We start from the raw sequence: 24,834 nt of genomic DNA, 5'->3' as shown, positions 1-24,834 counted from the left end.
GGACATACCCCCGTAAACCAGTCGATAGACCAGCTCGCGGGGGTCGGCCCTCAGAGGCGCCCTGGTTCAGCGGGAGCGGCGCGCCCGCAGGAAGTCGCTGACCACGTACTCGCCGAGCCGGTCGGCGCTGGGGGAGAAGACCCGGCCGCCGTTGCGCCGCGCCACCTCGTCCACGAACTCCTTGAGCCGCTCGTCGGTGGCCAGCATGAAGACGTTGATCGTGGCCCGGCGCCGGGTCATCTTGTCGACCTCGGCCAGCGTCAGCTCCAGCGTCTCGCGCGAAGGCGGCCACTCGAACCATGACCGGCCGTTGCGCATGAGGTGGGCGGTCGGCTCACCGTCGGTGACGACCAGCACCACCGGCTCGAAGTCGGGGTGCCGGTCGAGATGGCGGCCCGCGATCAACAGCGCGTGGTGGAGGTTGGTCCCCTGCACCATGTCCCACTCGAGCCCCGCCAGCTCCTCGGGCTGGAGCACCCGGGCGTAGTTGGAGAAGCCGACGATCTGCACGGCGTCACCGGGGAACTTCGAGGCCACCAGCGCCTGCAGGGCGAGCGCCGTCTGCTTGGCGGGCGCCCAGGTGCCGCGCAGCGCCATGGAGTAGGACAGGTCCACCAGCAGGCACACGGCGGCGGCGGTGCGCCGTTCGGTCTCGGCCACCTCGAAGTCGTCGACGGACAGCGACACCCGGCCCTCGCCGGCAGGCCCGCCCCGCCGCACGCCGTTGACCAGCGTGCGCACCACGTCGATGGGCTGCTCGTCGCCGAAGCGCCACGGGCGGGTGGTGCCGGTGAGCTCGCCGGCGGCCCCCGCGTCCCGCTGGTCGTGGTCGCCGCGGCGACCGGCGTCCAGCGAGTCGAACACGCGGCGCAGCGCGGTCTCGCCGAGCCTGCGCACGGCCTTCGGGGTCAGCTCCAGCTTGCCGCGCTGGCGGCGGAGGTACCCCTGCTCCTCCAGCTCGCGCTCGATGCGCCGGAGGGCCTCCAGGTCGTCGACCGCCGAACGGCCGAGGGCGCGGCGGATCGCGGCCTCGTCGACGTCGTCCAGCCGGGCGCCCGGGTAGTCCTGCGCGAGTGACTGCTCCAGGCGGTCGAGGTCGGCGAGCTCCTCCAGCGCGCTGACGGCGTCGCCCATGCCGAGGGGCTGGTCGCCGTCCATCCGCTCGGAGCCGTCCCAGGCTAGGTCGGGCCGCCGGGCGTACAGGGCCTCGCCGAGGCGGGCCATCTGCTCCGACAGGCCGGCCTGGTCGAGGGTCTGGTCGATCAGGGCCTGGAGCTCCGCGCGCTGCTCGGGGGTCATGGAGGCGAGCATGCGCTGGGCCGCGGCGGCGCGGCGGGCGAGGATGTCGACCAGTTCTTCAAGGTTCCGGGGATTCTCCGGGAAGAATTCCCCATATTTTTCCATAAATTGCTGGAAATCCTGCTGGGTGTGCTGGCCTTGCGCATCCCGGTCCAGCATGTCGTTCAAATCCGACATCATCTGCCGGACCCGTTCCATCGCCTCCGGGTCCGGATTCGCGAGCGCGTCTCGCATTCCGCGGAACCGGCTGTCGAGGACCTCACGGCGCAGCAGATCGCGCAGTTCCTCGAAGGTCTGCCGCGCGGCGGCCGAGCGCCACTCGTAGGAGCCGAGCTGCTGGACGGCGCTCGCGGTGTCGGCCGGCACCGAGTCCAGCTCGGCCTCGCGCAACCGCGCGTCGTCGGAGGGGTCGGGGAACAGCTCGGCGCGCTCCTGCCCGATCGCCTTGTCCAGCAGGGCGCGGGCGCGTTCGAGCGTGCCGTTCAGGTTGCCGCGCTCACGCAGCTCCCGGCGGCGGCGGCGCACCTCGCGCAGCAGCTCGTCCAGGCCGCGCCGGTCGGGCGCGCCGGGCAGGCCGCGCCGGAGCAGGTCGCGCAGGGAGTCCAGCGGGGTGGAGCCGGACAGGATCGCGTCGCCCATCTCGTCGAGCGCGGCGCGGACGTCGTACGGAGGCGCCAGCGGGTCCGGACCGTCGTGGTACTCGCCGTATCGGTAGCCACTCATCGCATGTGAGCCTAATCGTCGTATGTCCGGTGTGCGAAGAACGTCCGCTCAGCGCAGACGGGGGCGTCCGGGCTCCCGGAGCGAGGGGAGACCGGAGGCCGGGCCCGGCGCGGCCGGAGGGGCCGGCGGGGCCCGGGGTGCTCAGGTGCGGTAGACCGCGCCTCCGTCGACCTCGTCCTTGGACAGGCGGCGCATGAGGTAGAGCCCTTCCAGGGCGAACTCCAGCGCGGCGGCGGCGTGCCCGGGGGACTCCTCGCCCTCGCCCATCCCGACGCCCGCCATGATCTTGGAAAGGCCGTTGACCGGGCCGATCTGCTGCAGCAGCTCGGTGGCGGGGGTCATCTCGCCGGACTCGATCTGGGCGCCCTCGGAGAACTTGTCCAGCAGCGCCGACAGGTCCATGCCGCCCAGGGTGCCGCGGAAGGTCTCGGCCACGGCCCGGCGCAGCAGGTGCGCCAGCACCTCGACCTCGCGTCCCTCCTCGCTGACCTCGAACTCCACCTTGCCCCGCAGCGTGGGGACGACGCCAGGCAGGTCGGCGACCCGGGCCACCGGGCGCTCCTCCCCGGTCAGGGCCGCCCGCCGCACCGCCGAGGCGGCGGCCGTCTCGGCCGCGGCGATGGCGAACCGGGCCGACACGCCCGACCGGGAGTCCACGGCCGTGGACTCGCGCACCAGGCGGGTGAACCGGGCGATCGTCTCCACCAGGTGCTCGGGCAGCTCGGCGCTCAGGCCCGCCTCCGCCGCGCCGCCCTGACCCTCCGGCTCGTGCCCGCGCCAGTTGAGCGCGGACTCCTGGCGGATGAGCGCCAGCTCGTCCTCCAGGGTGAGCGGGTAGTGCGTGCGGATCTCCGCGCCGAAGCGGTCCTTCAGCGGGGTGATGATGCGGCCGCGGTTGGTGTAGTCCTCGGGGTTGGCGCTGGCGATGAGCAGGATGTCCAGGGGCAGCCGCAGGTTGTAGCCGCGGACCTGGATGTCGCGCTCCTCCAGCACGTTCAGCAGCGACACCTGGATGCGCTCGGCCAGGTCGGGCAGCTCGTTGACCGAGAACACGCCCCGGTTGGTGCGGGGCACCAGGCCGTAGTGGACGGTCTCGGGGTCGCCCAGCGTGCGGCCTTCGGCGATCTTGATGGGGTCGACGTCGCCGATCAGGTCGCCCACGGAGGTGTCGGGCGTGGCGAGCTTCTCGCCGTACCTGTCGTCGCGGTGCTTCCAGGCGACCGGGAGGTCCGCGCTCTTCTCGGCGGCGAGCTTGAGGCAGCGGACGCACTCGGGCGCGTACGGATGGTCGTTGATCTCACAGCCGTCGATGACCGGGGTCCACTCGTCCAGCAGGCCGGTGACGGTGCGGATGAGGCGGGTCTTGCCCTGACCGCGCTCGCCCAGCAGGACCAGGTCGTGACCCGCCAGCAGGGCTCGCTCGAGGTGGGGCAGCACGGTCTCGTCGAATCCGACGATGCCCGGGAATCTCGGCGCCCTTGAGCGTAACCTGGCCAGCAGATTCTCGCGGATCTCCGCCTTGACCGTGCGATAGGTGTGTCCACTTTCGCGCAGCTCGCGGAGAGTGCGAGCTTGCGGCGTTTCACTTCGCTGTGTGGGCGATTCATGCACGAAGACGAGACTACGTCGCGGGGGACGGTGTCGGCAGCATTCCGGATTTCGGATCTTGACTATTGCGGGGCGCTCCGTACGCGTTGTTAGTCCCGTAGTGGGGAGAATCCGGCTAAGAGGGGCGAACGTACGACACACTACGACTCGCGACACTGGAGGAGGCGAGGCGTGTGGCAGTGCTGACGAGCCGGTTCTCGGACGGTCTCGCCGTGGGCCCCGACCTGGTCGGCGCCGCCGAGGCCGCGGTACGCCAAGCGCTGTCCGGCCTCTCCGGGCCACCCGACCTCGTGTGCTTCTTCATCTGCGGCGACGACCCCGAGGAGGTCGCCCGCGCCGGGCTGCGCGCCATGCGCATGGCACCGGGCGCCGAGATCATCGGCTGCAGCGCCACCGGCGTCATCGGCGACGGCCAGGGCGTCGAGCTGACCTCGGCGGTCAGCGCGTGGGCGGCCAGCTTCGACGGCGGCCGCGCGACCACCTTCGCCCTGGAGACCCTCCGCATGGAGGACCGCTTCGTCATCATCGGCCTGCCCGACCGCGACCCCGACGACCGGGTGGCCGTCCTGCTGGCCGACCCCTACAGCTTCCCCACCGACGCCTTCGTCGAGCACTCCTGCGACGTCCTCGGCGATCTCCCGATCGTCGGCGGCCTGGCCAACGGCATCGGCGGGCAGGGCTCGGTACGCCTGTTCGCGGGCGGCGAGATGTACACCGAAGGGGCGATCGGCGTCATGCTGAGCGGCCCGATCAACGTGAGCACCGTGGTCAGCCAGGGATGCCGCCCCATCGGCCCCACCATGGTCGTCACCCGCTCCGAGGACAACCTGCTGCTGGAGCTCGCCGGGCAGCCCGCGCTCGCCCGCCTGGAGGACATCGTCAGCGGCCTGGACGAGGAGGACCGCGAACTGGTCGCCTCCGGGCTGCAGATCGGCGTCGCCATGGACGAGTACGCCGAAAGCCACGAACGCGGAGACTTCCTCATCCGCGGCATCCTCGGCATCGACCCCGAACGCGAGGCCGTGGCCGTCGGCGACGTGCTCGACATCGGGCAGAGCGTCCGCTTCCAGGTCCGCGACGCCGCCGCCGCCGACGAGGACCTGTACGAACTGCTCGACGCCCACGTGGAACAGCGCGGCCGCATCGACGGCGCCCTGCTGTTCTCCTGCAACGGCAGGGGCTCGGCCATGTTCGGCAGCTCCGACCACGACGTCCTCGCCCTGCACGATACCCTCGGCCCCATCGGCATGGCCGGCTTCTTCGCCGCCGGCGAAGTAGGCCCGGTCGCCGGCCACAACCACGTCCACGGCTTCTCCGCCGCCATCCTCGTCTTCTCCGCGTAGCTTTCGCAGTGTTTGCTTGGCCTCGCTCCGCTCGGCGGGCTCGGGGCGCCCTTGAGGCGGCGCCGCTGGAATGGCTCTTGATCCCTACGAACTACGTCAACATCGAGGCGGTCGAGGGCCGTGGGTCGCTGCCCATACCCTCAGGTCATGGGCACAACCGTGGGTACGGCCGCCATCACGAACCTGATCGCCGAGTACGCCGAACTGGTCGACACCGGAGACTTCGCCGGCGTCGGCGAACTGTTCGCCGACGGGGTGTTCATCGGCAGTGGCGCACCGGTCCATGGCCGGGAAGCCGTCGAGAAGATGCTCCGCGACACCGTGATCCTCTACGAGGACGGCACGCCGCGCACTCACCACGTCACGACCAACCTCGCCGTCGACATCGACGAGGAGACAGGGACCGCCGCTGCGCGTTCCTACGTCACCGTGTTCCAGGCCCTGCCCGAATTTCCGCTGCGGCCCGTTGCCGCAGGGCGCTACAGCGACCGCTTCGAGCGCCGCGACGGACGCTGGCGATTCGTCGAACGCCACGTCCGGATCCACCTGGTCGGCGATGTCAGCCGCCATCTGCGTGCCTAGCCCCCTCCAGGAGACGGCATCAGGCGTCCCGGACTCGGTCCCGAAGCCCGCTGACTCCCACTTCGGAGATGAGCCGATCTCGGAAGTCGGTTCATTTTGCTTGGCACGCTCGGGGAGGGGCGTGTGATCCTTGGGGGCGTGGAGCGTGCGGGCGAGGGCTGGGAGGGTGGTCGGTGGGGCGGGAGTTGTTGGGCGATGTGGCGCGGGAGTTGGTGGAGGAGGCGGAGCGCGACCGCGAGTGCGTGCTGGCCATCGACATCGGCGGGACGAAGTTCGCCGTCGGCCTGGTCGGGGCGCACGGGGAGATCGTCGTTGCCGAGCGCGTCGCCACGCCGCCCGGCGGGGACGCCGGCACGCTGTGGAAGACGCTGTCCGACCTGATCGACGTGGTCCTCGCGCGGCGGCCGGAGGCACGGACGGTCGGCGTGGGCGTGGGCTGTGGCGGGCCGATGACCTGGCCCGAGGGCGCCGTCTCGCCGCTGAACATGCCGGGCTGGCGCGGGTTCCCACTCCGCGAGAGGCTGGCCGGGCGGTTCCCCGGAATGCCGGTGCGCGTCCACAACGACGCCATCTGCGTCGCCGCCGCCGAACACTGGCGGGGAGCGGGCCGGGGCAGCGACCACATGCTCGGCATGGTCGTCTCGACCGGCGTCGGAGGCGGCCTCATCCTCGGCGGCCGGCTGATCGACGGCGGCACCGGAAACGCCGGGCACATCGGGCACGTCGTGATCGACCCCGACGGCCCCCCATGCCAGTGCGGCGGCCGTGGATGCCTGGAGGCCATCAGCCGCGGCCCGGGCCTCGCCGCCTGGGCTCTTGAGCAGGGCTGGACGCCCGGCGCCACCGGCGCCCGCCCCGAGGGGCCGTACGTCGAGGCCGCTCAGGCGAGCGGCCGGCAGCTCGCGGCCGACGCCGCCGCGGGCGACCCGGTCGCCATCGCGGCCTTCGCCCGCGCCGGCCGCGCGCTCGGCATCGGCATCGCCTCGGCCACCCATCTGTGCGACCTGGACGTCGTGACCATCGGCGGCGGCGTGTCGCAGGCCGGGCCGCTCCTGTTCGGCCCGCTCGAGGAGGCGCTGCGGAGGCACGCCCGCCTCGGCTTCGCCCAGCGCGTCCGCGTCGTCCCCGCCCACCTCGGCCAGGACGCCGGCCTCATCGGCGCCGCCGCCCTGGTCCTGCGCCCCACCCACTACTGGACCGGCCCGCCCGACATGTGAGATGACGGCGGGGGGCGCGTGATCGGTGGGCCGGTGAGATTACGGCGGAGCCGGGAGTGGGAGACTGCGGGCATGGCGCAGTCTGAGGTGACCTACGACGATGTGGTCGCCGCCCGTGATCTGCTCGAAGACGTCGTGATCCGCACCCCCCTGCTGCATTCGCGCGTGCTGTCGGAGATGATCGGCGGCCCGGTGTACCTCAAGTGCGAGAACCTCCAGCGGGCCGGGTCGTTCAAGGTCAGGGGCGCCTACGTGCGCATCGCCCGGCTGACCGAGGAAGAGCGCTCCCGCGGCGTGGTGGCGGCCAGCGCGGGCAACCATGCCCAGGGCGTGGCGCTGGCGTCGGGGCTGCTGGGCTGCAAGTCCACGGTGTTCATGCCCGAGGGCGCCCCGCTGCCCAAGGTCGAGGCGACCCGCGCCTACGGAGCCGATGTGATCTTCGCGGGGACGACCGTCGACCAGGCGCTCGCCGCGGCCAAGGAGCACGCCGAGGAGACCGGGGCGGTCTTCATCCACCCCTTCGACCATGCTGACGTCGTGGCGGGCCAGGGCACCGTCGGGCTGGAGATCCTCGACCAGCTCCCCGACGTCGGCACGATCACGGTCGCGGTCGGCGGCGGCGGGCTCGCGGCCGGGGTGGCGCTCGCGGTCAAGTCCATGCGCCCGGGGGTGCGCGTGGTGGGCGTACAGGCCGAGCAGGCCGCCGCCTACCCCGCCTCGCTCGCGGCCGGGCACCCGGTCGTGGTCGACCCGGCGTCCACCATGGCGGACGGCATCGCCGTCGGCCGGCCCGGCGACATCACGTTCGAGATGATCCATTACCTGGTCGACAGCGTGGTCACCGTCTCGGAGGAGACCCTGTCGCGCGCGCTGCTGCTGTGCCTCGAACGCACCAAGCTCGTCGTGGAGCCGGCGGGCGTGGCCGGGGTCGCGGCGCTGCTCGACTGGCCGCACGCCTTCGAGCCGCCGGTCGTCGCGGTGCTGTCCGGCGGCAACATCGACCCGCTGCTGCTGTCCAGGGTGCTGCGCCACGGCCTGTCGGCCGCCGGTCGCTATCTCGCCTTCCGGCTGCGGCTCCCCGACCGCCCGGGGGCGCTGGCGACGCTGCTCGCCCGGCTGGCCGACCTCGGCGCGAACGTGCTCGACGTCGGCCACGAGCGGGTCGACCCCCGCCTCCACCTGGACGAGGCCGAGGTCCTCCTCCACCTGGAGACCCGCGGCCCCGTCCACTGCGACGAAGTCCTCGCCGGCCTGCGCCGTTACGGCTACAAACTCATCTTCGGCTGATACGCGAACGGGTTCCCTCTGCCTACGAGCCCGTGTCTAAGCGGGCGGACCGAGGGCTCTGGTCACGACGTCGGTGACGTGCTTGCGGAAGACGTTCGGCGCGTCGGTGTTCCGCGACTTCAGGGCGACCATGGCGGTCAGGATGACGTCGCAGAGTTCACCGTCGACCTGCTCCCAGGTGTGGGTCACCCCTTTACGGGGGTTCTGGCCGAGGGCGCCGATGACGGCCGCCGCGACCTCGCCCGTCTCCTCCGACACCTTCATCAGCCGCAACAGCAACTCGGTCTCCGGCGCGAGGTCGCTCGCCCTGTCCAGCCAGGTGACCAGTTGGTCGACCTTCTCCCACGCATCGGCATCCATGGCCCGCGAGGCTACCCGCCTGCTGTGAAGAGTGTGACGACATCTCCTATAGAAACTTCGAATCGTCCGCTATGTTTCTTTTGCTGGCCATGCCCATTCCGGGGGCTGGTTGGGTGAACCGGTCGACCTTCATGCCGCTGATGAAGGTGCGCCATTCGTCAGCGGCGAATCGCAGTATCGGGCGGGTGGGGTTCTTGTTGTCCCGGATGGCCAGATCTCCCAGAGGAAGATGTGCTACCTCGACGCAGTTGTCATCGGTTCCGCTGTAGCTGCTCTTCTGCCAGGCAAGCATGCCTTGGTCCATGTTTCGCCTACTTCCTCTGCTGGGCCATCACCGGCGGCATGGGTTGGCGAACCGGCCGATCTTCGTGTCGCTGAGGAATGCTTGCCACTCGCCGGCCGAGAACCTCAGCACTGGTCCGCCCGGGTTCTTGCTGTCGCGGACGGCTGTTCCGCCCTCGGGGAGAAGTGCTACTTCCACGCAGTTGTCGTTCGACGTGCTCCGAGAACTCTTGCGCCAGGCGAGCGGGGCGCTGTGGTCCACTGTTTCGCCTCTATTCCTGTTGTAGTCGTTCGTGAAGTTCCGACAGGTACCGTACTGACTCGTCAGGTGGCAATGCCGACGCCTGGGCCTGGCTGAAGGTGAGGGTGTAGCGCTGGATCTCCTCGGGGGTCTCCAGCCAGAGACTGTCGGTCAACGTAGCCAGATGGATCAGGCTCGGATCGTCGGGGGACGGGAAATCCAGGATAACGAATGGGCCGTCCAACGCGGAGTGGGCGCCCACGCAGTTCGGCAACACCTGAATGGTGATGTTGGGGTGTCCTGCCAGCTCCAGCAGGTGGTGTACCTGGTCGCGCATGACATCGCGACCGCCGATCATTTTCAGGAGTGCCGCCTCGTCGATGACCGCTACCAGTGTGGGCGGGTCCTGGCGCCTGAGGATCTCCTGCCGCGCGAGTCTGGCGTGAACGTGCCGTTCGAACATCCTTTCGTGTAGAACCTGCCCGCCTCGGAAGATCGCCATCATGTAGGCCGAGGTTTGGAGTAGACCGGGGATGACCACGGCCTCATAGGTACGGATCATGGACGCGCCGGCCTCGAAGTCGGGGAGCGAAGTCCGGAAGACGTCCTGATAGTCGGCCCACCAACCCCGCTGCCGTGACTCGCGGGCGAGACTGAGCAGTGCATCTCGCCGACGCTCGTCCGTCACTCCATAGAGATCGAGCAGTCCTCGAATGTCGTGCGGAGCGGGCCGCTTCCATTCGTCGCGTTCCATCCGCGTGATCTTTGAAGGATCCCAGTCCAACTGCTTGGCCACCTCTGCTGCGGTGAGCCCGGATTCGACACGAAGTTGTCGTAGCGCGGCGGAAAGCCGTCGCCGCTTGACGGTAGGACTGTTGGACATGGTTCTCCCGGCGTATGGCGACAAATGGAATGTGAGGCTCTATTTGGACAATCACCCATAACTCAAATTACGTCTTGCAAGTTGAGGGCTGCGCCTTCACTATGGTCGCACGGCTCGCCGCAGAGGGTGAGCGTGTTATGGCAACGATTCAGATGGCGCGCATCCATCGGTGACGCAATCTGATCACTCTGAGCGATGCGTATTTACCTGCGACGATTTCCAAGTAGTAACGAATGTCTGTATTGCCAATCTGACTCAATTGGCAATACAGGGACCGATTCGTCCGGTGATGCAAACGCACGAGCCCTTAGTCGAGCCGGAAGGGAGTGGTGATGTGACAAGGTACGGGTGCCAGGTGTGGCCGAGGGGGCGTCACCGGCAGGGGGCGGGGTTCGAGCAGGTCGTCCGGCGACAGTGGGACCTGGCGGAACGAGCCGCCGCACACCAGTTGGACCTGCTGGAGCCCGGATGGACGGTCCTGTACGGCGTGGGTACGCGCCGCTTCTATGCCCTCGCCACCTGGCCTGCCCCGGAGGCGGTGATCGTTCAGGCGCGGGACGCGGACGAGCTGCGTCGCCTGATGCGCGAGGCCGAACAGATCGCGTGGCTGGGCGGCGAAGCCGGCGTTTCCTCGCTCGTGGCCGATCGCTCCGGCCGGACGACTCACCCATCCCTACGTACGTCACGCACTCGGCAGGGAGCCTTGATGCCAGAGACGCCTGACGGTCTTCGCACCGTCTGCTGGGACCTGCCGCACGACCTGTCGATGGTCGGCAAGGTCCGTCGCATCGTCGTCGACACGCTGAACGACTGGGACCTCCGCGATCTCGCGGATGACATCGTTCTGGTCGTCAGCGAATTGCTGGCGAACGCGGTGACCTATGGAGAGGCCCCGATCCGACTCTCCTTGTGGGCATTGCCAGGAGAGTTCTGCGTCCGCGTTACCGATCACGGCTCCGACCGGCCGCGTCACCTGGACCTCGGCCTCGATGCCCTCCACGGACGCGGCCTCGCCATCGTCGCCGCCCTCGCACACGATCACGGCATCACTCCGCTCGCCGATCGCCACGGCAAGACCGTCTGGGCCCGCTGGGGGCTCGAACTCAGGAGCGCCGAGATCACCGCCGGCGACTCGTCCGCCGAGCGGCTGATCGTGCGTGACCTGCCGTTCGTCGGGTTACTTGAGGCGGAGCCCGATTTCGCGGAACGCTCGGAAGAAAACCTCTCCGTGGAGGACGATCACTCTTTGTGATCGATACACAAGGCCGCCGACCGGTGCGGCTACTGGAGGGTGGGGCGGGTGGGCTTGTAGAGCCAGGCGTCGAAGAGGGGGGTCAGGGGCTTGCCGCTGAGTTTTTCGGCGAGGGTGACGAAGTCGGCGGTGGTGACGCCGCCGTAGCGGTGCTCGTCGGTCCAGGTGCGCAGGAGCTTGAAGAAGGTCTCGTCGCCGATCTGGCGGCGCAGGGCCTGCAGGGTCATGGCGCCGCGGACGTAGACCGAGTTGTTGAACAGATCATCGCGCTGGGCGGCGCCCGGGGGGTACTTCCACATCGGCGCTTCCTTGGCCGAGTAGTAGTCCTGGAAGGTCTTGTCGGCGGTGGTGCCGCCGTTGTGCTCGCTCCACAGCCACTCGGCGTAGGTGGCGAAGCCCTCGTTCAGCCACAGGTCCTTCCACCGGGTGATGCTCAGGCTGTCGCCGAACCACTGGTGGGCCAGTTCGTGGGCGATGATGCCCTGGTCGGGCTGGAAGCCGCCGTACATGGGCTTGGTCTGGTTCTCCAGCGCGTAGCCGGCCGAGAAGTCGTCGATGACCCCGCCGGTCGAGGAGAACGGGTAGGGCCCGAACACCGTGGACCAGTAGTCGGTGACCTTGGCCGAGGTCTTGAACAGGAAGCCGAGGTCGTCGCGGAAGGCCGGGTCGGTGGCGGCGTACACCGGGATGCCGTCGGGCGAGCGGCCGGTCTTGACGTCGAACTTGCCGAGCGTGATCGTCGCCAGGTAGCTCGCCATCGGGTGTGTCTCGCTCCAGGAGAAGCTGGAGCGCCCGCCCGAGGTGACCGGGGCGCCGCGCATCTCGCCGTTGGCGACGACCGTGATGCCGCTCGGCACCGTGACGTCGAAGTCGTAGGTCGCCTTGTCGGCGGGGTGGTCGTTGCACGGGAACCAGGTCCTGGCGCCGTTGGGCTCGCTGGTGACGAACGCGCCGTCCTTGGTGGGGATGAAGCCGTAGGTGCCCAGGTTGGAGGAGTTGCGGACGGGATCGGGCCGGCCGCCGTAGTCGACGGCGACCGTGAACACCGCGCCCTTGGCCAGCATGGCGGCCGGGTCGATGACCAGTTCGTCGCCCTTGCGGGTGAAGGTGGCGGGCCGTCCGTCCACGCTGACCTTGTGGACGGTGAAGCCGTGCAGGTCGAGGTCGAAGCGGGACAGCCCCTGCGTGGCGCGGGCCCTGACCTCCGCGGTGCCCGAGAGGTTCTTCACCGCCGGGTCGTAGGAGAGCCGCAGCCCGTAGTGCTCGACGTCGTAGCCGCCGTTGCCGTCGGTGGGGAAGTCGGCGTCGCCGATGCCGGCCGCGCCGATCGTGTCGCCGTGCGCCGACTGCGCTTCGGGCGACCCGCTGGGCGCGGTCGCCCCGTTCGAGGGCGCGCAGGCGTTCAGCACGACGACCCCGGCCGACAGCAGGGCGGTGGTCATCCGCCGTGGACCCTTGAGCTGCATGTCAGGCAGCCTACGTGAAGAACCGCAGGTCATCAGGCGTCTACGACAATGGTGGAGGCGGCTTTGTCGTGCAGGGCCTGCTTTTTTCCGTCGAACAGGATCCACAGCAGGTCGACCAGGCCCAGGCAGCACACCACGCCGAAGACCCCGTAGACGATCTCGCGGACCGCCACCTGCCCGGCCGAGACCCGCTCTTGGGTGGGGAACTGCACGACCCGCAGGCGGAACAGCCTCTTGCCGACGGTCTGGCCGTTCCAGAAGGCCGTGAGCAGCCAGTAGTACAGGAACCAGACGACCGCGACGCCCAGGCCGTTGACGGTGCGGACGGCCTCCAGGCTGCCGTCGGCGGCCCGCACGGTCAGGGTCGTGGAGAACGGCGAGGTCAGCACGCTCACGATCACGATGTCCAGCACCCCGGCGAACAGCCGGCGCCAGCGCCCGCCGAGCGGGGCGCCCCAGGGCCCGTACGGCGGTCCGCCCTGGTCGTACCCCTCCCAGGGGCGCGCGCCGGACGGCCCCGCGGGGCCGTAGGGGACCTCCGGGGTCCCATACGGCGGCCCCCCGTGCGGCTCGTGCGGCTCGTCCGGGGGGCCGTCGTACGGTCCGCCTCCTGGTGATCTCATGGGTGAGAGATCGCCGGGAAGCGATGGCGCCAAACCGGGGCGGGGGCGTGCCCCGGTTCGGCGCCGTCCACGGCCGCGCGCGCGGCGCGGCCGTGCGTGGTGCACGGCCATGTGGGGGGGCATGGCCGCTTTGGGTGCACGGCCACGTGGGGGGTCATGGCCGCAGGGAAGGCGCGGCCATGGGAGGGCATGGCCGCGCGGGGAGGGTCAGAGGTTGCCGCGCCTGGCCTGCTCGCGCTCGATGGCCTCGAACAGCGCCTTGAAGTTGCCCTTGCCGAAGCCGAGGGAGCCGTGCCGCTCGATGAACTCGAAGAACACCGTGGGACGGTCCTGCACCGGCTTGGTGAAGATCTGCAGCAGGTAGCCGTCCTCGTCGCGGTCCACCAGGATGCGGTGCCGCTTCAGTTCCTCGATCGGCGCGCGGACCTCGCCGATGCGGGCGCGCAGCGCGGGGTCGTCGTAGTAGGAGTCGGGCGTGTCCAGGAACTCCACCCCGGCGGCGCGCATCCGCTCGACGGTGCGCACGATGTCGTTGGTGGCCAGGGCGATGTGCTGGACGCCGGGCCCGCCGTAGAACTCCAGGTACTCGTCGATCTGCGACTTCTTGCGGCTGACCGCCGGCTCGTTCAGCGGGAACTTGACCTTGCGGGTGCCGTTCGCGACGACCTTGGACATCAGCGCGGAGTACTCGGTGGCGATGTCGTCGCCGATGAACTCGGCCATGTTGGTGAAGCCCATGACGCGCTTGTAGAACTCCACCCACTCGTCCATCCGGCCGAGCTCGACGTTGCCCACGCAGTGGTCGATGGCCTGGAAGTACCGCTTGTCCGGCGGCTCGACCAGCGGGGCGGCGGCGACGTAGCCGGGCAGGTAGACGCCGCTGTAGTTGGTGCGGTCGACCAGAGTGTGGCGGGTCTGGCCGTAGGTGGCGATGGCGGCCATGACGACCTTGCCGTGCTCGTCCTCGACGACGTGCGGCTCGGCCAGGCCGCGGGCGCCGGCGGCGACCGCGTGCGCGTAGGCGGCCTCGACGTCGGGCACGTCCAGCGCCAGGTCGATGACGCCGTCTCCGTGCTCGGTCACGTGCCGGGCGATCTCGGTGCCGGGGCGCACCGAGCCGCGCAGTTCGAAGCGCGCGCTGCCAGAGGTGAGCACGTACGCCACCTCGTCCCGGCTTCCCGTCTCGGGGCCCTTGTACGCGACCAGGCGCATACCGAAGGCCGAGGAGTAGTAGTGGGCCGCCTGCTTGGCGTTGCCCACGGCGAACACCACCGAGTCCATGCCGTGTACGGGAAATACATCGCTCATGGGGCCACTTTCCGGCCGGATGGCTGGAATGCGCAAGTGTTACCCGAAATGGTGGGCAGATTGCCTAGCGGAGAGCGGGAAACGCCGGTAATCCTGTACACCATGACGATCGATGAGCTGGACGCCCGTTTGATCGCGCTGCTCGCCGCCGAGCCGCGCGTGGGCATCCTGGAGGCGTCGCGCAGGCTCGGGGTGGCGCGCGGCACGGTGCAGGCGAGGATGGACCGCCTGACGGCGAGCGGCGTGATCACCGGGTTCGGCCCGGACGTGGACCCCGCCGCGCTCGGCTACCAGGTGACCGCGTTCGTCACCCTCCAGATCAGACAGGTCAGCGGCCACGAGCCCGTCGCGGGGCTGCTCGCCTCCATACCGGAAGTGCTGGAGGTCCACACGATCACGGGCGGTGGTGACATGCTGTGCCGTGTGGTCGCGCGGAGTAACGCCGACCTGCAACGGGTCATCGACCTGATCGTGGACGTCGAGGGGGTGGTGCGCACGTCGTCGGTGATCGCGCTGGACACGCCGGTCGCCTACCGGGTGCTGCCCCTGGTGGCGGAGGTCCCACGCCGCCGCGACCGTTGAACGGACCCGCCGCTCGACGGACGGCGCACCGTTACGTATCGTTTACCGTAGGACGATCCGCCCAGCTTACGGGGGTTTGCTGAGCAGTAGATCGGGGGTTGCGCCGTGCGGGACGCAGACAGGAAACGCCGTTTCAGGCGGCGTCTCCTCCGCCGCTTCTTGATCGCCGGTGGCGTCGTCGTGCTCTGCCTGGCCGCCCTGTTCGCCGTGGCCTGGGTGCTCACGCCGATCCCGGACACCACCCAGAAGGACGCGACCGCGCAGGGTTCGCTGATCTACTACCGCGACGGCAAGACCGTGCTCGCCCGGCAGGGCGTCAACCGCAAGAACGTGGACATCGACAAGGTGCCCCAGGTGGTCCGCGACGCGGTCATCGCCGTCGAGAACCGCACGTTCTACCAGGACCAGGGCGTGTCGATCGAGGGCACGGCCCGCGCCATGTGGTCGACGGTCACCGGCAACCAGATCCAGGGCGGCTCGACGATCACCCAGCAGCTCGTCCGCAACTACTACAGCGGGCTGAGCCAGGAGCGGTCGGCCGTGCGCAAGCTCAAAGAGATCATGATCGCGCTCAAGGTCGACCAGTCGAGGTCCAAGTCCTGGGTGCTGGAGCAGTACCTCAACACCATCTACTTCGGCCGGGGCGCGTACGGCGTCCAGGCCGCCGCGCAGGCCTATTTCGGCAAGGACGTCGACAAGCTGACCGCCGCCCAGGGTGCCTACCTGGCGGCGGTGATCCAGCAGCCGTCGCGCTTCGCCGCCCCCCGCGGCGCCGACCTTTCCGCCGCCCGGGCCCGCTGGCAGGCGGTGGTCAAGGCCATGGTCGAGACGCGTGCGCTCGACCCCGCAGAGGCGGCCTCGCTGAGCTTCCCCACGCTCGCCAAGCTGAAGAACCCGCTCTCGCTCAACGGGCAGAAGGGGTACGTCCTGGCCCAGGTGCGGGCCGAGCTGAACCGCCGGGGCCTGTCCGACGAGGACATCCAGCAGGGCGGCCTGAAGATCACCACGACGTTCGACAAGAAGCTCATGGCCGCCGCCGAGCGCGCCGTCGAGGAGACCCTGCCCGAGGACACCTCCAAGAAGGTGCGCACCGGGCTCGCGGCCGTCGCGCCCGGCACCGGCGAGGTCGTCGCCTTCTACGGCGGCAGGGACTACGCCGCCAACCAGTACGACAACGCCTTCTCGGCCAAGGTGCAGGCCGGGTCCACCTTCAAGCCGTACACGCTGGCCGCCGCGCTGGAGGACGGCCTTGACCTCAACACCCGGGTGGAGGGCAACTCCCCGATCAGAGTGGCCTCGGCCAAGCAGCCCATCCCGAACTCCGGCGGCGCCTCCTACGGCTCGGCCATCGACCTGGTGGAGGCCACCCGCAACTCGGTGAACACCGCCTTCGTCGACCTCGCGCAGAAGGTCGGGCTGAGGAAGGTCGCCGCGGCCGCCGAGGCGGCGGGAATCCCGGCCGAGCAGATCGCCAAGCAGAAGGACTTCCCGACCTTCCCCCTCGGCACGGCGTCGGTGAGCGCCGTCCAGCAGGCGTCGGGGTTCGCCACGTTCGCCGCGGGCGGCGTCCACAAGGAGGCGCACGTCATCCGCTCGGTGACCGACGCCAAGGGCAAGACCAGGAAGTTCACCTTCCCGGGGGCCCGCGCCTTCAGCGAGGCCACCGCCGCCGACGCCACGTACGCGATGGAGCAGGTCGTCCAGAGCGGCACCGGCACCGCGGCCCGCCTGTACGACCGTCCGGTGGCGGGCAAGACCGGCACCAGCGACTCCTCCAGCGCGGTGTGGTTCGTGGGGTACACCCCGCAACTGTCCGCCGCGGTGAACATGTTCCGCGACGACAACAAGACCGTGAGCGTCCCCGGGTACGGCGCCCTGTTCGGCGGGTCGCTGCCCGCGCAGGTGTGGCGGGCGTTCATGTCCGAGGCGATGGCCGGCAAGCCGGTGGAGGACTTCCCCGGCTCGGCCTCCTACGACCCTTACGGCCGCGATGGCTGGGGCGGCTGGGGCGACACCGGCTGGAACGCCGACCGCGACACCGGCGCCCCGCCCACCGACCAGCCGACGGCGGGCCCGGATGGCCCGAACGGCCCGAACAACCCGCCGGACGTGACCCCGCCGAGCCATGACCCGGGCGGCCCGGACGGCGACCGTCCCGACGCGCGGAACGCCCCCGACGGAGACCCGAACGGCGGCGGCCCCGAGGGCGGCCCGGACGGCGGCCCCAACCCGCCCAACCAGCCCGACCAGCAGGGGCCCGACGACCTCCCCGCGGACCTCCCGCCCGGCTGACGCCGCCGTACGACCGTCACCCCGGACGGCCCCATCGGCCGCGGTCTTTCACTGATCACGGCGCCTTCAGGAGATGGTGCGGAGTTCCTTGGACAGGTCGGCGGGAGTGGTCACCGGCATGCGGCAGGCGAAGTTGCGGCAGACGTACGCGGCCGGCCGGCCGTCGACCAGGCCGCGGCCCTCCATCAGGGGCACCCCGCCGTCGCCGAGCGCGATCACCGTGCCCGGGACGCCCGCCATGAGCGCGGCGCGGTGCAGCGCGGAGGTGCGCGGGTCGTCGAGGGCGCCGGTGATCGCGACCTCGACCGGCCCGGCCAGGGCGGCCTCGGCCACGGCCAGCCCCCATCCGGCGAAGCGCGCGTGCCGGTCGGCGAGCGTCGTGACCGTGCCCAGGGCCGCCTCGGCGGCCTCTCTGTGGCGTTCCGACCCGGTGAGCGCCGCGTACGTCAGCAGGGCCCCGGCCGCGGCGAACTGCCCCGACGGCGTCGCTCCGTCGGTCGGATCCTGGGGGCGCTGGAACAGCCGCTCGCCGTCGTCGGCGGTGTCGTAGAACCCGCCGCGCCCGTCGGGGAACCGGTCGAGCACCGTGTCCAGCAGAGCGCCCGCCTCCCGGAACCACCGCGACTCCCCGGTGACCCCGTACAGGGCGAGGAACCCCTCGGCGACGTCGGCGTAGTCCTCCAGCACTCCCGCGTTGGCGCCCACCCGGCCGTCCCGCGAGGTGCGGGCCAGGCGTGAGCCGTGCAGGTGCACCCGGACGAGGAGCTCGGCGGCGGCGCGCGCCGCGCCCACCAGGTCGCGCCGGTCGAACAGCGCCCCGACCTCGGCCAGGGCGGCGATGGCGAGCCCGTTCCAGGCGGCCACCACCTTGTCGTCGCGGCCGGGCCGCACCCGGGACGAGCGGGCCTTGAGCAGATCTCTGCGCACGTCGGTCAGCATCGCCTGGTCGACCGGGTCCGACAGCAGTTGCAGCACCGACGAGCCGTGCTCGAAGGTGCCCTCCTCGGTCACCGAGAACACCGAGGTGGCCCAGGCGCCGCGCTCCTCGCCCAGCGCCTCCCGCAGCTGCCGGGGCGTCCAGACGTAGAACCTGCCCTCCTCGCCCTCGCTGTCGGCGTCCAGGGCCGAGGCGAAGCCGCCTTCCTGGGTGCCCAGCTCGCGCAGCAGCCACTCGGCGGTCTCCAGCGCGACGCGCCTGGCCAGTGGAGACCCCGAGGCGCGCCACCAGTGGGCGTACACCCGCATCAGCAGGGCGTTGTCGTAGAGCATCTTCTCGAAGTGCGGGACCACCCAGCCGGCGTCGACGCTGTAACGGGCGAAGCCCCCGGCGAGCTGGTCGTACATGCCGCCGCGCGCCATCGCCTCCAGCGTCTTGTCGGCCATCGACAGCGCGCGGGGGGTGCCGTGCCTGAGCAGGAACTCCAGCACCATCGAGGGTGGGAACTTGGGCGCGCCGCCGAACCCGCCCCGGGCCGGGTCGAAGGTGCGGGAGAGGTCCTGCACCGCCCCTTCCAGCACCTCGCGCGTCGGCGTGGACCCGCGCGGCAGGTCCGCCCCCTGGCTCAGCGCGTCGACCACCTGGGACCCCTGGGCGAGCACGGCGTCGCGCTGCCCGGTCCACGCCTGCGACACCCCGGCCAGCAGTTGCTGGAAGCGCCGTCGGGGGAAGTAGGTGCCGGCGTAGAAGGGATGGCCGTCGGGGGTGGCGAACACGGTCATCGGCCAGCCGCCCTGGCCGGTCATCGCGGTGGTGGCGCTCATGTAGACGGCGTCCACGTCGGGACGCTCCTCGCGGTCGACCTTGACGTTCACGAACAGCTCGTTCATCATCTTGGCCGTCTCGGCGTCCTCGAAGGACTCGTGGGCCATGACGTGGCACCAGTGGCAGGCCGAGTAGCCGACGGAGATCAGCAGCGGCACGTCGCGCTCGCGGGCCTCGGCGAAGGCCTCCTCGCCCCATTGATGCCAGTGGACGGGATTGTCCGCGTGCTGCAGCAGGTACGGGCTCGTGGCGTCCTTCAGCCGGTTCATGGGACCTCTCCTGCGTCGGCGGAGCGTGCGTCCTGCGCGGGGCCGGCCGGACGGCGTGCCTGGTCATCCTCCCGCGCGATCCGTCTCACAGTAGACGGGCGCTCGACGGCCGCCACGGGGGGCGTGCCCACCGCGCGTCCTTCCCCGCTCACCTGTTCTCACTTCCCGGCTCAGGCCCGCAATCACCTCACCACGAGGACGAACGCGTTGTGCCGGCGCCGCGGGTGCGGCAGGTCCACCGCGACGCGGCGCTCACCTGCCGTTCAGCGCGGGCAGGGCCGCGCCGGGGAAGCCGGGGGTGTGCCAGGAGTCTCCCGAGGCCGTCACCGCGAACGCCTCGAATCCCGCCAGCCCCTCCACCCATTCGCGGGCCGCGCCGCCCATCGCGAAGGCGGCCGTGGCGTAGGCGTCGGTGCTGGTCAGGGACGCGCCGACCAGGGTGATCGCGGCCAGTTCCGTCGCCGGCCGGCCGGTGTGCGGGTCGACGATGTGCGGCCCGCGCTCGGCCGTGCCCGAGGTCGCCACGGCGAGCCTGCCGGAGCGGCACTCCACGACGGCGGCCAGGCGGCCGGGGTGGAGGGGGTCGGCGATGCCGGTGCGCCAGGGACGTCCGGGTTCGGCCGTGCCGGCGAGCTGGACGTCGCCGCCGCCGTTGACGCAGTGGTTCACGGCTCCCGCGCCGGTCAGCACGCGCGAGGCCCGCTCGATCGCCCAGCCCTTCACCATGGCCGACGGGTCCAGCCGCCCGCCGGGGCGGGCCGTGAAGTACCCGTGGGACACCCGCGCCGCCTCGGCGCACATCGCCAGGATCTCGGCCACCTCCGGCGGGCAGTCGTCCAGGCCGATCTCGCCCCGGCCGAGCCTGCTGACCGGGCTTTCCGGCCGGTAGGTCGAGAACGTCTCGTCCACGCGGCGCAGCCACGCCACGGCCTCGGCGACGGCCCGCCTGACGGCCTCCGGCGCGGGCGGGGCGCCGTGGTCGCAGCCGTGGTCCCCGGCGTGGTCCCCGGCGTGGTCCCCGGCATGGTGCTCGCCGTGGTCGCAGCCGTGGGCGCGTACGTCGAAGGAGAAGACCGTGCCCATGACGTGCTCGACGTGGCGGATCACAGGCCCGCCTTGTCCAGGGCGCTCTGCAGTGACCGGACGTACCCCTCGCTGGTGTAGGTGGCGCCGGAGACGGTGTCGATCTGGGCGGACTGGGCGGCCAGCGCCTCCTGCTCCAAGATGGGCAGGGCCCGCTCGTTGATGACGATGTCGCGCCGGTTGCCGTCGGGCGACCGGAGCACCCTGATCGCGGTCACCTTGCGACCGGACAGCGTGACCTCCACCTGCACGGGGCCCCACCGGGTGTCGGCGGCGTCCCCGGCGACCGCCCGGCCGTTGCCGCTCGATGAGGCGTTCCCCCCGGTTCCGCCCTGCCCGTCCGGCCGCGGCGTGGACCGTGCCGCCGGAGGGGTGACCCTGTCGCCCTCGTCGCCCTCGTCGTCGTCCCCGCCGGTCACGGCGCCGTCCGGGCCCCCGGCGGCGGAGAGGTCGCCGCCGCCTTGACCGGCGCCGGCCTGGGACGACGCGGCGGGGCGGTCCGCCGCTGCGGTGATCGCGTGCGGCTTGAACGACAACAGCAGCACAAGGCCCACGGCCGTGACGAGCACGGCGAACATCGCTCTGCGCATGGGATCCCCCTAGAACTCGAAAGACTCGTGGTGGACGCGCCGCCTGTGCACTCCGGCGGCGCGCAGGGCCGCGATCACGTCCCTGGTCATGCCGGCCGGCCCGCAGACGTAGACGTCGTGCCGGGTCAGGTGGGGGACGAGCGCGGTGAGGGTCTCGGCGGTGAACGGCTCGCCGATCCGGTCGCGGGGGCCGACCGAGTAGTGCAGCGCCGCGCCGCGATGGACGGCGATCGCCTCGAGCTCCGAGCGGAACGCCAGGTCCTCGGCGTTCCTGGCCCGGTAGAGCAGAGTGAGGTCGCCGGGCGCGGCCGGGATCGACTCGAACAAGGCGCGCAGCGGGGTGATGCCCACCCCGCCCGCGATCAGCAGCACCTCGCGGCCCCTGCGGCGGGCGGGGGTGAAGGCGCCGTACGGGCCCTCGGCCAGCACGCGGGTGCCGGGACGCAGGCGGGCGATCTGGCGGCTCTGGTCGCCCAGGTCCTTGACGGTGATCCTCAGCCGGTCGTGGCGGGGCGCCGCCGACAGCGAGTAGGGATTGGCGGACCACCACAGCTCCCTGGTCAGGAACCGCCACCGGAAGAACTGGCCCGGCTCGGCCCGCAGCCGGTCCAGGCGGCGCCCGGTGACGTACACCGAGACGACTCCGGGGCCCTCCCGCACGACCTCGCCCACCCTCAGCCGGTGCCGGAACGACTGGCGCAGCGGCGTGAGGAACCGGTACCAGAGCAGCACGACGGCGACCCCGATGTAGAGGGCGTACCAGGCGGCCTGGGCGAGCCGGGACCCCTGGAACTGCTCCCCGGTCGCGAGCTGGTGGCCGAAGGCCAGGTAGGCGGCCAGGTAGGTGTAGAAGTGCAGGTGGAACCAGGTCTCGTACCGCATCCGCGGCCGGACGGCGCGCGCCGAGACGACCCCGACCCCGACCAGCAGCAGCACGGCCACGGTGGCCTTCAGGACGTCGGGGTAGCTCAGGTTCAGCGTCACGGTCTCGCCGACGACGTTCGTGGCGTCCGTCACCGCGTATCCCCAGGTGATCAGCAGGGTGTGGGCGACGCACAGCCCGACGGTGTACCGGCCGCCCATGGAGTGCCAGCGGGCCAGCCGGTCGGAGCCGACCCCGCGCTCCAGCGCCGGGACGCGGGCCATGAGCGCCAGCAGCACCGCGAGCGCGTAGCCGGCCAGCAACCCGGTGATCCGGCCGGCGCCGGTCAGCGCGCCGTCCAGGCCGACGACGCCCGGCGTGTCCGCCCACCACAGTGCCAGCACGGCGAGCGCGCCCGCGGCGATGGCCGCGAGGACGGCTCCCGGGTGCGCCCGGGCGCCGCCGGGCGGCACGCCCTGGTGCCGTCCCGTCGCGGTCCTGTCGGCGAAGGTGGTGCTCACGGAGTCTCCTCTCGTCCGATCCGTGACACACCGTGCCAGCCGAACTTCTCGATTTCCTCTGAACCAGAGCATGCCCGGACGATTCATACGATGCTCAGAGGTGCTTCATAGGAACGAAGAGGACGCTGGTCCCACTATGCGCGCGACTTCCCGAGATCTCCCTGAGCTGCTGCGTCCGGACGGGACGCCCGTCCGCGTGCTGGTCGTGGACGACGAGCCCGACCTGGCCGAGGTGCTGACCGCCGTGCTCCGCTACGAGGGCTGGGAGGTGCGCGCCGCGGGGGACGGCGCCGCCGCCGTCGCGACGGCACGCGAGTTCCAGCCCGACGCGGTCGTCCTGGACGTCATGCTGCCCGACATCGACGGCCTCACGGTGCTGCGCCGGCTGCGCGCGGACTCCCCCCACGTGTGCGTGCTGTTCCTCACGGCCAAGGACGCCGTGGAGGACCGCATCGCCGGGATCACCGCCGGCGGCGACGACTACGTGACCAAGCCGTTCAGCCTGGAGGAGGTGCTCGCCCGCCTGCGGGGCCTGCTGCGCCGCGCCGGCGCGGCCCGGCCGGTCGAGGGCGACCGGCTCGTCGCCGGCGACCTGGTCATGGACGAGGACGCGCGCGAGGTCACCCGGGGCGGCGACCTGGTCGAGCTGACCCCGACCGAGTTCGAGCTGCTGCGCTTCCTGATGCGCAACCCGCGCCGGGTGGTCAGCAAGGCGCAGATCCTCGACCGGGTCTGGTCCTACGACTTCGGCGGGCAGGCCCACGTCGTCGAGCTGTACATCAGCTACCTGCGCAAGAAGATCGACGCCGGCCGGGCGCCGCTCATCCACACCGTGCGCGGCGTCGGATACGTCCTGAAGCCATGAGCCCGCTCCGGGCGGCCCTGCGGAGGCTGTGGCCGCGCACGCTGTGGGCGCGGCTGGTCGCGGGCGCGCTGGTGCTGCTCGCGCTCGCCTGCGCCACGATCGGCGTGGCGACCTCGATCGCGCTGGACCGCTTCATGGTGGACCGGGTGGACCAGCAACTGGCGCTGACCGCCGGCAGGTTCGCCGCCAGCCTGGAGCACCGCGAGGAGTACGGCGAGCACGGCGACAGCAGGGGACAGGCCCCCGGCACGCTCGGGGCGCGCCTGCTGGAGGGCAGGGTGACCGACTCCGCCGTCGTGGTGCCGGACCGCGCCGGCCACATCCTGTCCGCGGGGGACGCGGCCGTCCTGGCCGGCGTCCCGGTGGACCGGCGCGGCCACACCGTCGAGCTGCCGACCCTGGACGACTACCGGGTCATGGCCGTCGAGGGCGGCGACGGCGACGTCCTGATCAACGGGCTGCCGCTGGAGGGCGTCAACACCACCGTGCACCGGCTGCAGCTCGCCGAGCTGGTGCTGTTCGCCGTGGTGATGCTGGTCGCGGGGGTCGTGGGCACGATCGGGGTGCGGCTGTCCCTTCGTCCCCTGGAACGGGTGGCGGCCACGGCTCGGCGGGTCAGCACGCTGCCGCTGGCCAGCGGCGAGGTGACGCTGCCCGACCGGGTGCCCGGCGAGGACCCGCGCACCGAGGTCGGCCAGGTGGGGGCGGCGTTCAACCGCATGCTCGGCCACGTGGGGGAGGCCCTGGCCGAACGCCACGCCAGCGAGCAGCGCATGCGGACCTTCGCCGCCGACGCCAGCCACGAGCTGCGCACCCCGCTGGCCACGGTGCGGGCCCACGTCGAGCTGGCCCGGCGCCACCCCGGCGAGGTGCCCGAGCAGGTGCGTCACTCCCTGGAACGCGTCGAGGCGGAGTCGGCCCGCATGGGCAAGCTGGTGGACGACCTGCTGCTGCTCGCCCGGCTGGACGCGGGCCGGCCGCTGGCCCGCGACCAGGTGGACCTCACGCGCGTGGCGATCGACGCCACCGGGGACGCCCGGGTCTCGGCCCCGGGCCACCGCTGGCGGCTGGACCTGCCCGAGGAGCCGGTCACGCTGGTCGGCGACGCCGACCGGCTGTACCAGGTGGTCACCAACCTGACGGGCAACGCCCGCGCCCACACCCCGCCGGGGACCACGGTGACGGTCTCGGTCCGCGTCCCCGGGCCGGACAGGGCCGAGCTGACCGTCGCCGACGACGGGCCGGGCATCCCCGAGGAGATCCGCGGCGAGCTGTTCGAGCGGTTCGTCCGGGCCGACAAGGCCCGCTCCCGCGCCTCGGGCGGGAGCGGCCTGGGCCTGGCCATCGTGCGGGCCGTGGTGGCCGCCCACGGCGGCACGGTGACCGTCGAGACCCGCCCCGGCCGCACCGCCTTCCACGTCATGCTCCCCACGGCCTGATTCGTACGCGGCGAAGGCCGGTTGAACGTCGCGCGTCCCTGGCGTGAACGCGTCACGGCACCATCCCGCCGCCTGCCGATATTGACGCTGTTGCC

22 protein-coding genes are annotated in these 24,834 nt (G+C 71.3%); 9 read left to right on the top strand and 13 right to left on the bottom strand.

Annotated features, from left to right (window positions below):
* Positions 1-66: 66 nt before the first annotated feature.
* Positions 67-2,022 carry a vWA domain-containing protein gene (locus ACFQSB_RS22375; RefSeq protein WP_380828838.1) on the bottom strand — a complete coding sequence of 652 codons (1,956 nt, stop codon included), beginning with the start codon at positions 2,020-2,022 and terminating at the stop codon, positions 67-69.
* A 141-nt stretch (positions 2,023-2,163) separates the two neighbouring features.
* A complete protein-coding gene (locus ACFQSB_RS22370; protein WP_380828837.1) occupies positions 2,164-3,633 on the bottom strand; it encodes a sigma 54-interacting transcriptional regulator in 1,470 nt (489 codons plus the stop codon).
* Between the two features lie 170 nt (positions 3,634-3,803).
* Between ACFQSB_RS22370 and ACFQSB_RS22365 the strand changes: the two genes are divergently transcribed.
* The 4 genes from ACFQSB_RS22365 to ilvA all read left to right on the top strand — a co-directional run bounded on the left by ACFQSB_RS22365 (position 3,804) and on the right by ilvA (position 8,059).
* Complete coding sequence (locus tag ACFQSB_RS22365; protein ID WP_354839975.1) at positions 3,804-4,973, top strand: FIST signal transduction protein; 1,170 nt, start codon at positions 3,804-3,806, stop codon at positions 4,971-4,973.
* A gap of 147 nt (positions 4,974-5,120) precedes the next feature.
* Complete coding sequence (locus ACFQSB_RS22360; protein ID WP_380828835.1) at positions 5,121-5,555, top strand: nuclear transport factor 2 family protein; 435 nt, start codon at positions 5,121-5,123, stop codon at positions 5,553-5,555.
* Positions 5,556-5,728: 173 nt separating this feature from the next.
* The gene (locus tag ACFQSB_RS22355) at positions 5,729-6,772 is read left to right on the top strand and encodes an ROK family protein (RefSeq protein WP_380828834.1); all 1,044 of its coding nucleotides are present in this window, start codon (positions 5,729-5,731) and stop codon (positions 6,770-6,772) included.
* A gap of 72 nt (positions 6,773-6,844) precedes the next feature.
* Positions 6,845-8,059, top strand: a complete 1,215-nt coding sequence (gene ilvA / locus ACFQSB_RS22350) for a threonine ammonia-lyase (RefSeq protein WP_380828833.1) — start codon at positions 6,845-6,847, stop codon at positions 8,057-8,059.
* A gap of 36 nt (positions 8,060-8,095) precedes the next feature.
* On the opposite strand, the gene ACFQSB_RS22345 is transcribed toward ilvA, so the two are convergent.
* From ACFQSB_RS22345 to ACFQSB_RS22330, 4 genes are read right to left on the bottom strand one after another with little or no spacing between them, the layout of a single operon-like run.
* Positions 8,096-8,419: a MazG-like family protein gene (locus tag ACFQSB_RS22345; protein WP_380828832.1), complete on the bottom strand. Its 324-nt coding sequence runs from the start codon at positions 8,417-8,419 to the stop codon at positions 8,096-8,098.
* A 46-nt stretch (positions 8,420-8,465) separates the two neighbouring features.
* The gene (locus ACFQSB_RS22340; protein WP_380828831.1) at positions 8,466-8,723 is read right to left on the bottom strand and encodes a DUF397 domain-containing protein; all 258 of its coding nucleotides are present in this window, start codon (positions 8,721-8,723) and stop codon (positions 8,466-8,468) included.
* 27 nt (positions 8,724-8,750) lie between these two features.
* On the bottom strand, positions 8,751-8,963 hold the full coding sequence (locus ACFQSB_RS22335; RefSeq protein ID WP_380828830.1) for a DUF397 domain-containing protein: 213 nt from the start codon (positions 8,961-8,963) through the stop codon (positions 8,751-8,753).
* Between the two features lie 10 nt (positions 8,964-8,973).
* Entirely contained in the window at positions 8,974-9,825 is an 852-nt protein-coding gene (locus ACFQSB_RS22330) for a helix-turn-helix domain-containing protein (protein WP_380828828.1), read from the bottom strand.
* A 448-nt stretch (positions 9,826-10,273) separates the two neighbouring features.
* Between ACFQSB_RS22330 and ACFQSB_RS22325 the strand changes: the two genes are divergently transcribed.
* Positions 10,274-11,077, top strand: coding sequence for an ATP-binding protein (locus ACFQSB_RS22325; RefSeq protein ID WP_380828827.1), 804 nt, complete (start codon positions 10,274-10,276; stop codon positions 11,075-11,077).
* Between the two features lie 29 nt (positions 11,078-11,106).
* On the opposite strand, the gene ACFQSB_RS22320 is transcribed toward ACFQSB_RS22325, so the two are convergent.
* The 3 genes from ACFQSB_RS22320 to hppD all read right to left on the bottom strand — a co-directional run bounded on the left by ACFQSB_RS22320 (position 11,107) and on the right by hppD (position 14,474).
* On the bottom strand, positions 11,107-12,543 hold the full coding sequence (locus tag ACFQSB_RS22320; RefSeq protein ID WP_380828825.1) for a M1 family metallopeptidase: 1,437 nt from the start codon (positions 12,541-12,543) through the stop codon (positions 11,107-11,109).
* A gap of 32 nt (positions 12,544-12,575) precedes the next feature.
* Entirely contained in the window at positions 12,576-13,166 is a 591-nt protein-coding gene (locus tag ACFQSB_RS22315) for an RDD family protein (RefSeq protein WP_380828823.1), read from the bottom strand.
* Between the two features lie 207 nt (positions 13,167-13,373).
* Positions 13,374-14,474 carry a 4-hydroxyphenylpyruvate dioxygenase gene (gene hppD / locus ACFQSB_RS22310; RefSeq protein ID WP_380828821.1) on the bottom strand — a complete coding sequence of 367 codons (1,101 nt, stop codon included), beginning with the start codon at positions 14,472-14,474 and terminating at the stop codon, positions 13,374-13,376.
* A gap of 102 nt (positions 14,475-14,576) precedes the next feature.
* Between hppD and ACFQSB_RS22305 the strand changes: the two genes are divergently transcribed.
* Positions 14,577-15,056, top strand: coding sequence for an Lrp/AsnC family transcriptional regulator (locus ACFQSB_RS22305; RefSeq protein ID WP_354840009.1), 480 nt, complete (start codon positions 14,577-14,579; stop codon positions 15,054-15,056).
* Positions 15,057-15,215: 159 nt separating this feature from the next.
* Positions 15,216-17,348, top strand: coding sequence for a transglycosylase domain-containing protein (locus ACFQSB_RS22300; protein WP_380828819.1), 2,133 nt, complete (start codon positions 15,216-15,218; stop codon positions 17,346-17,348).
* Positions 17,349-17,414: 66 nt separating this feature from the next.
* Here ACFQSB_RS22300 and ACFQSB_RS22295 read toward each other — a convergent pair whose 3' ends face one another.
* The 4 genes from ACFQSB_RS22295 to ACFQSB_RS22280 all read right to left on the bottom strand — a co-directional run bounded on the left by ACFQSB_RS22295 (position 17,415) and on the right by ACFQSB_RS22280 (position 22,435).
* A complete protein-coding gene (locus tag ACFQSB_RS22295) occupies positions 17,415-19,379 on the bottom strand; it encodes a thioredoxin domain-containing protein (protein ID WP_380828818.1) in 1,965 nt (654 codons plus the stop codon).
* A gap of 252 nt (positions 19,380-19,631) precedes the next feature.
* Positions 19,632-20,486 carry an FAD:protein FMN transferase gene (locus ACFQSB_RS22290; RefSeq protein WP_380828817.1) on the bottom strand — a complete coding sequence of 285 codons (855 nt, stop codon included), beginning with the start codon at positions 20,484-20,486 and terminating at the stop codon, positions 19,632-19,634.
* Positions 20,483-21,052: an FMN-binding protein gene (locus tag ACFQSB_RS22285; protein ID WP_380828816.1), complete on the bottom strand. Its 570-nt coding sequence runs from the start codon at positions 21,050-21,052 to the stop codon at positions 20,483-20,485. The genes ACFQSB_RS22290 and ACFQSB_RS22285 overlap by 4 nt, the downstream gene beginning before the upstream one ends.
* A 9-nt stretch (positions 21,053-21,061) precedes the next feature.
* Positions 21,062-22,435, bottom strand: coding sequence for a ferredoxin reductase family protein (locus tag ACFQSB_RS22280; protein WP_380828814.1), 1,374 nt, complete (start codon positions 22,433-22,435; stop codon positions 21,062-21,064).
* A gap of 136 nt (positions 22,436-22,571) precedes the next feature.
* On the opposite strand from ACFQSB_RS22280, the gene ACFQSB_RS22275 reads away from it, so the two are divergent.
* Together ACFQSB_RS22275 and ACFQSB_RS22270 are read left to right on the top strand one after the other, a co-directional pair.
* Positions 22,572-23,300, top strand: a complete 729-nt coding sequence (locus ACFQSB_RS22275) for a response regulator transcription factor (RefSeq protein ID WP_380828813.1) — start codon at positions 22,572-22,574, stop codon at positions 23,298-23,300.
* Complete coding sequence (locus ACFQSB_RS22270) at positions 23,297-24,739, top strand: sensor histidine kinase (RefSeq protein ID WP_380828811.1); 1,443 nt, start codon at positions 23,297-23,299, stop codon at positions 24,737-24,739. Before ACFQSB_RS22275 ends, ACFQSB_RS22270 begins: the two co-directional genes overlap by 4 nt.
* Positions 24,740-24,834 lie beyond the last annotated feature (95 nt).

This window comes from Sphaerisporangium rhizosphaerae, from assembly GCF_042665155.1.
Classification (GTDB): domain Bacteria; phylum Actinomycetota; class Actinomycetes; order Streptosporangiales; family Streptosporangiaceae; genus Sphaerisporangium; species Sphaerisporangium rhizosphaerae.
The sequence above is the reverse complement of the archived record's forward strand: the minus strand, read 5'-3'. Positions and strand labels throughout refer to the sequence as shown.

Excerpts from the sequence above, each read along its gene's own strand:
- ACFQSB_RS22275 (WP_380828813.1), top strand. The coding sequence starts at position 22,572 with ATGCGCGCGACTTCCCGAGATCTCCCTGAGCTGCTGCGTCCGGACGGG.
- ACFQSB_RS22285 (WP_380828816.1), bottom strand. The coding sequence starts at position 21,052 with ATGCGCAGAGCGATGTTCGCCGTGCTCGTCACGGCCGTGGGCCTTGTG.
- ilvA (WP_380828833.1), top strand. The coding sequence starts at position 6,845 with ATGGCGCAGTCTGAGGTGACCTACGACGATGTGGTCGCCGCCCGTGAT.
- ACFQSB_RS22320 (WP_380828825.1), bottom strand. The coding sequence starts at position 12,543 with ATGCAGCTCAAGGGTCCACGGCGGATGACCACCGCCCTGCTGTCGGCC.
- ACFQSB_RS22375 (WP_380828838.1), bottom strand. The coding sequence starts at position 2,022 with ATGAGTGGCTACCGATACGGCGAGTACCACGACGGTCCGGACCCGCTG.
- ACFQSB_RS22360 (WP_380828835.1), top strand. The coding sequence starts at position 5,121 with ATGGGCACAACCGTGGGTACGGCCGCCATCACGAACCTGATCGCCGAG.
- ACFQSB_RS22345 (WP_380828832.1), bottom strand. The coding sequence starts at position 8,419 with ATGGATGCCGATGCGTGGGAGAAGGTCGACCAACTGGTCACCTGGCTG.
- ACFQSB_RS22305 (WP_354840009.1), top strand. The coding sequence starts at position 14,577 with ATGACGATCGATGAGCTGGACGCCCGTTTGATCGCGCTGCTCGCCGCC.
- ACFQSB_RS22270 (WP_380828811.1), top strand. The coding sequence starts at position 23,297 with ATGAGCCCGCTCCGGGCGGCCCTGCGGAGGCTGTGGCCGCGCACGCTG.
- ACFQSB_RS22315 (WP_380828823.1), bottom strand. The coding sequence starts at position 13,166 with ATGAGATCACCAGGAGGCGGACCGTACGACGGCCCCCCGGACGAGCCG.
- ACFQSB_RS22340 (WP_380828831.1), bottom strand. The coding sequence starts at position 8,723 with ATGGACCAAGGCATGCTTGCCTGGCAGAAGAGCAGCTACAGCGGAACC.
- hppD (WP_380828821.1), bottom strand. The coding sequence starts at position 14,474 with ATGAGCGATGTATTTCCCGTACACGGCATGGACTCGGTGGTGTTCGCC.
- ACFQSB_RS22295 (WP_380828818.1), bottom strand. The coding sequence starts at position 19,379 with ATGAACCGGCTGAAGGACGCCACGAGCCCGTACCTGCTGCAGCACGCG.
- ACFQSB_RS22330 (WP_380828828.1), bottom strand. The coding sequence starts at position 9,825 with ATGTCCAACAGTCCTACCGTCAAGCGGCGACGGCTTTCCGCCGCGCTA.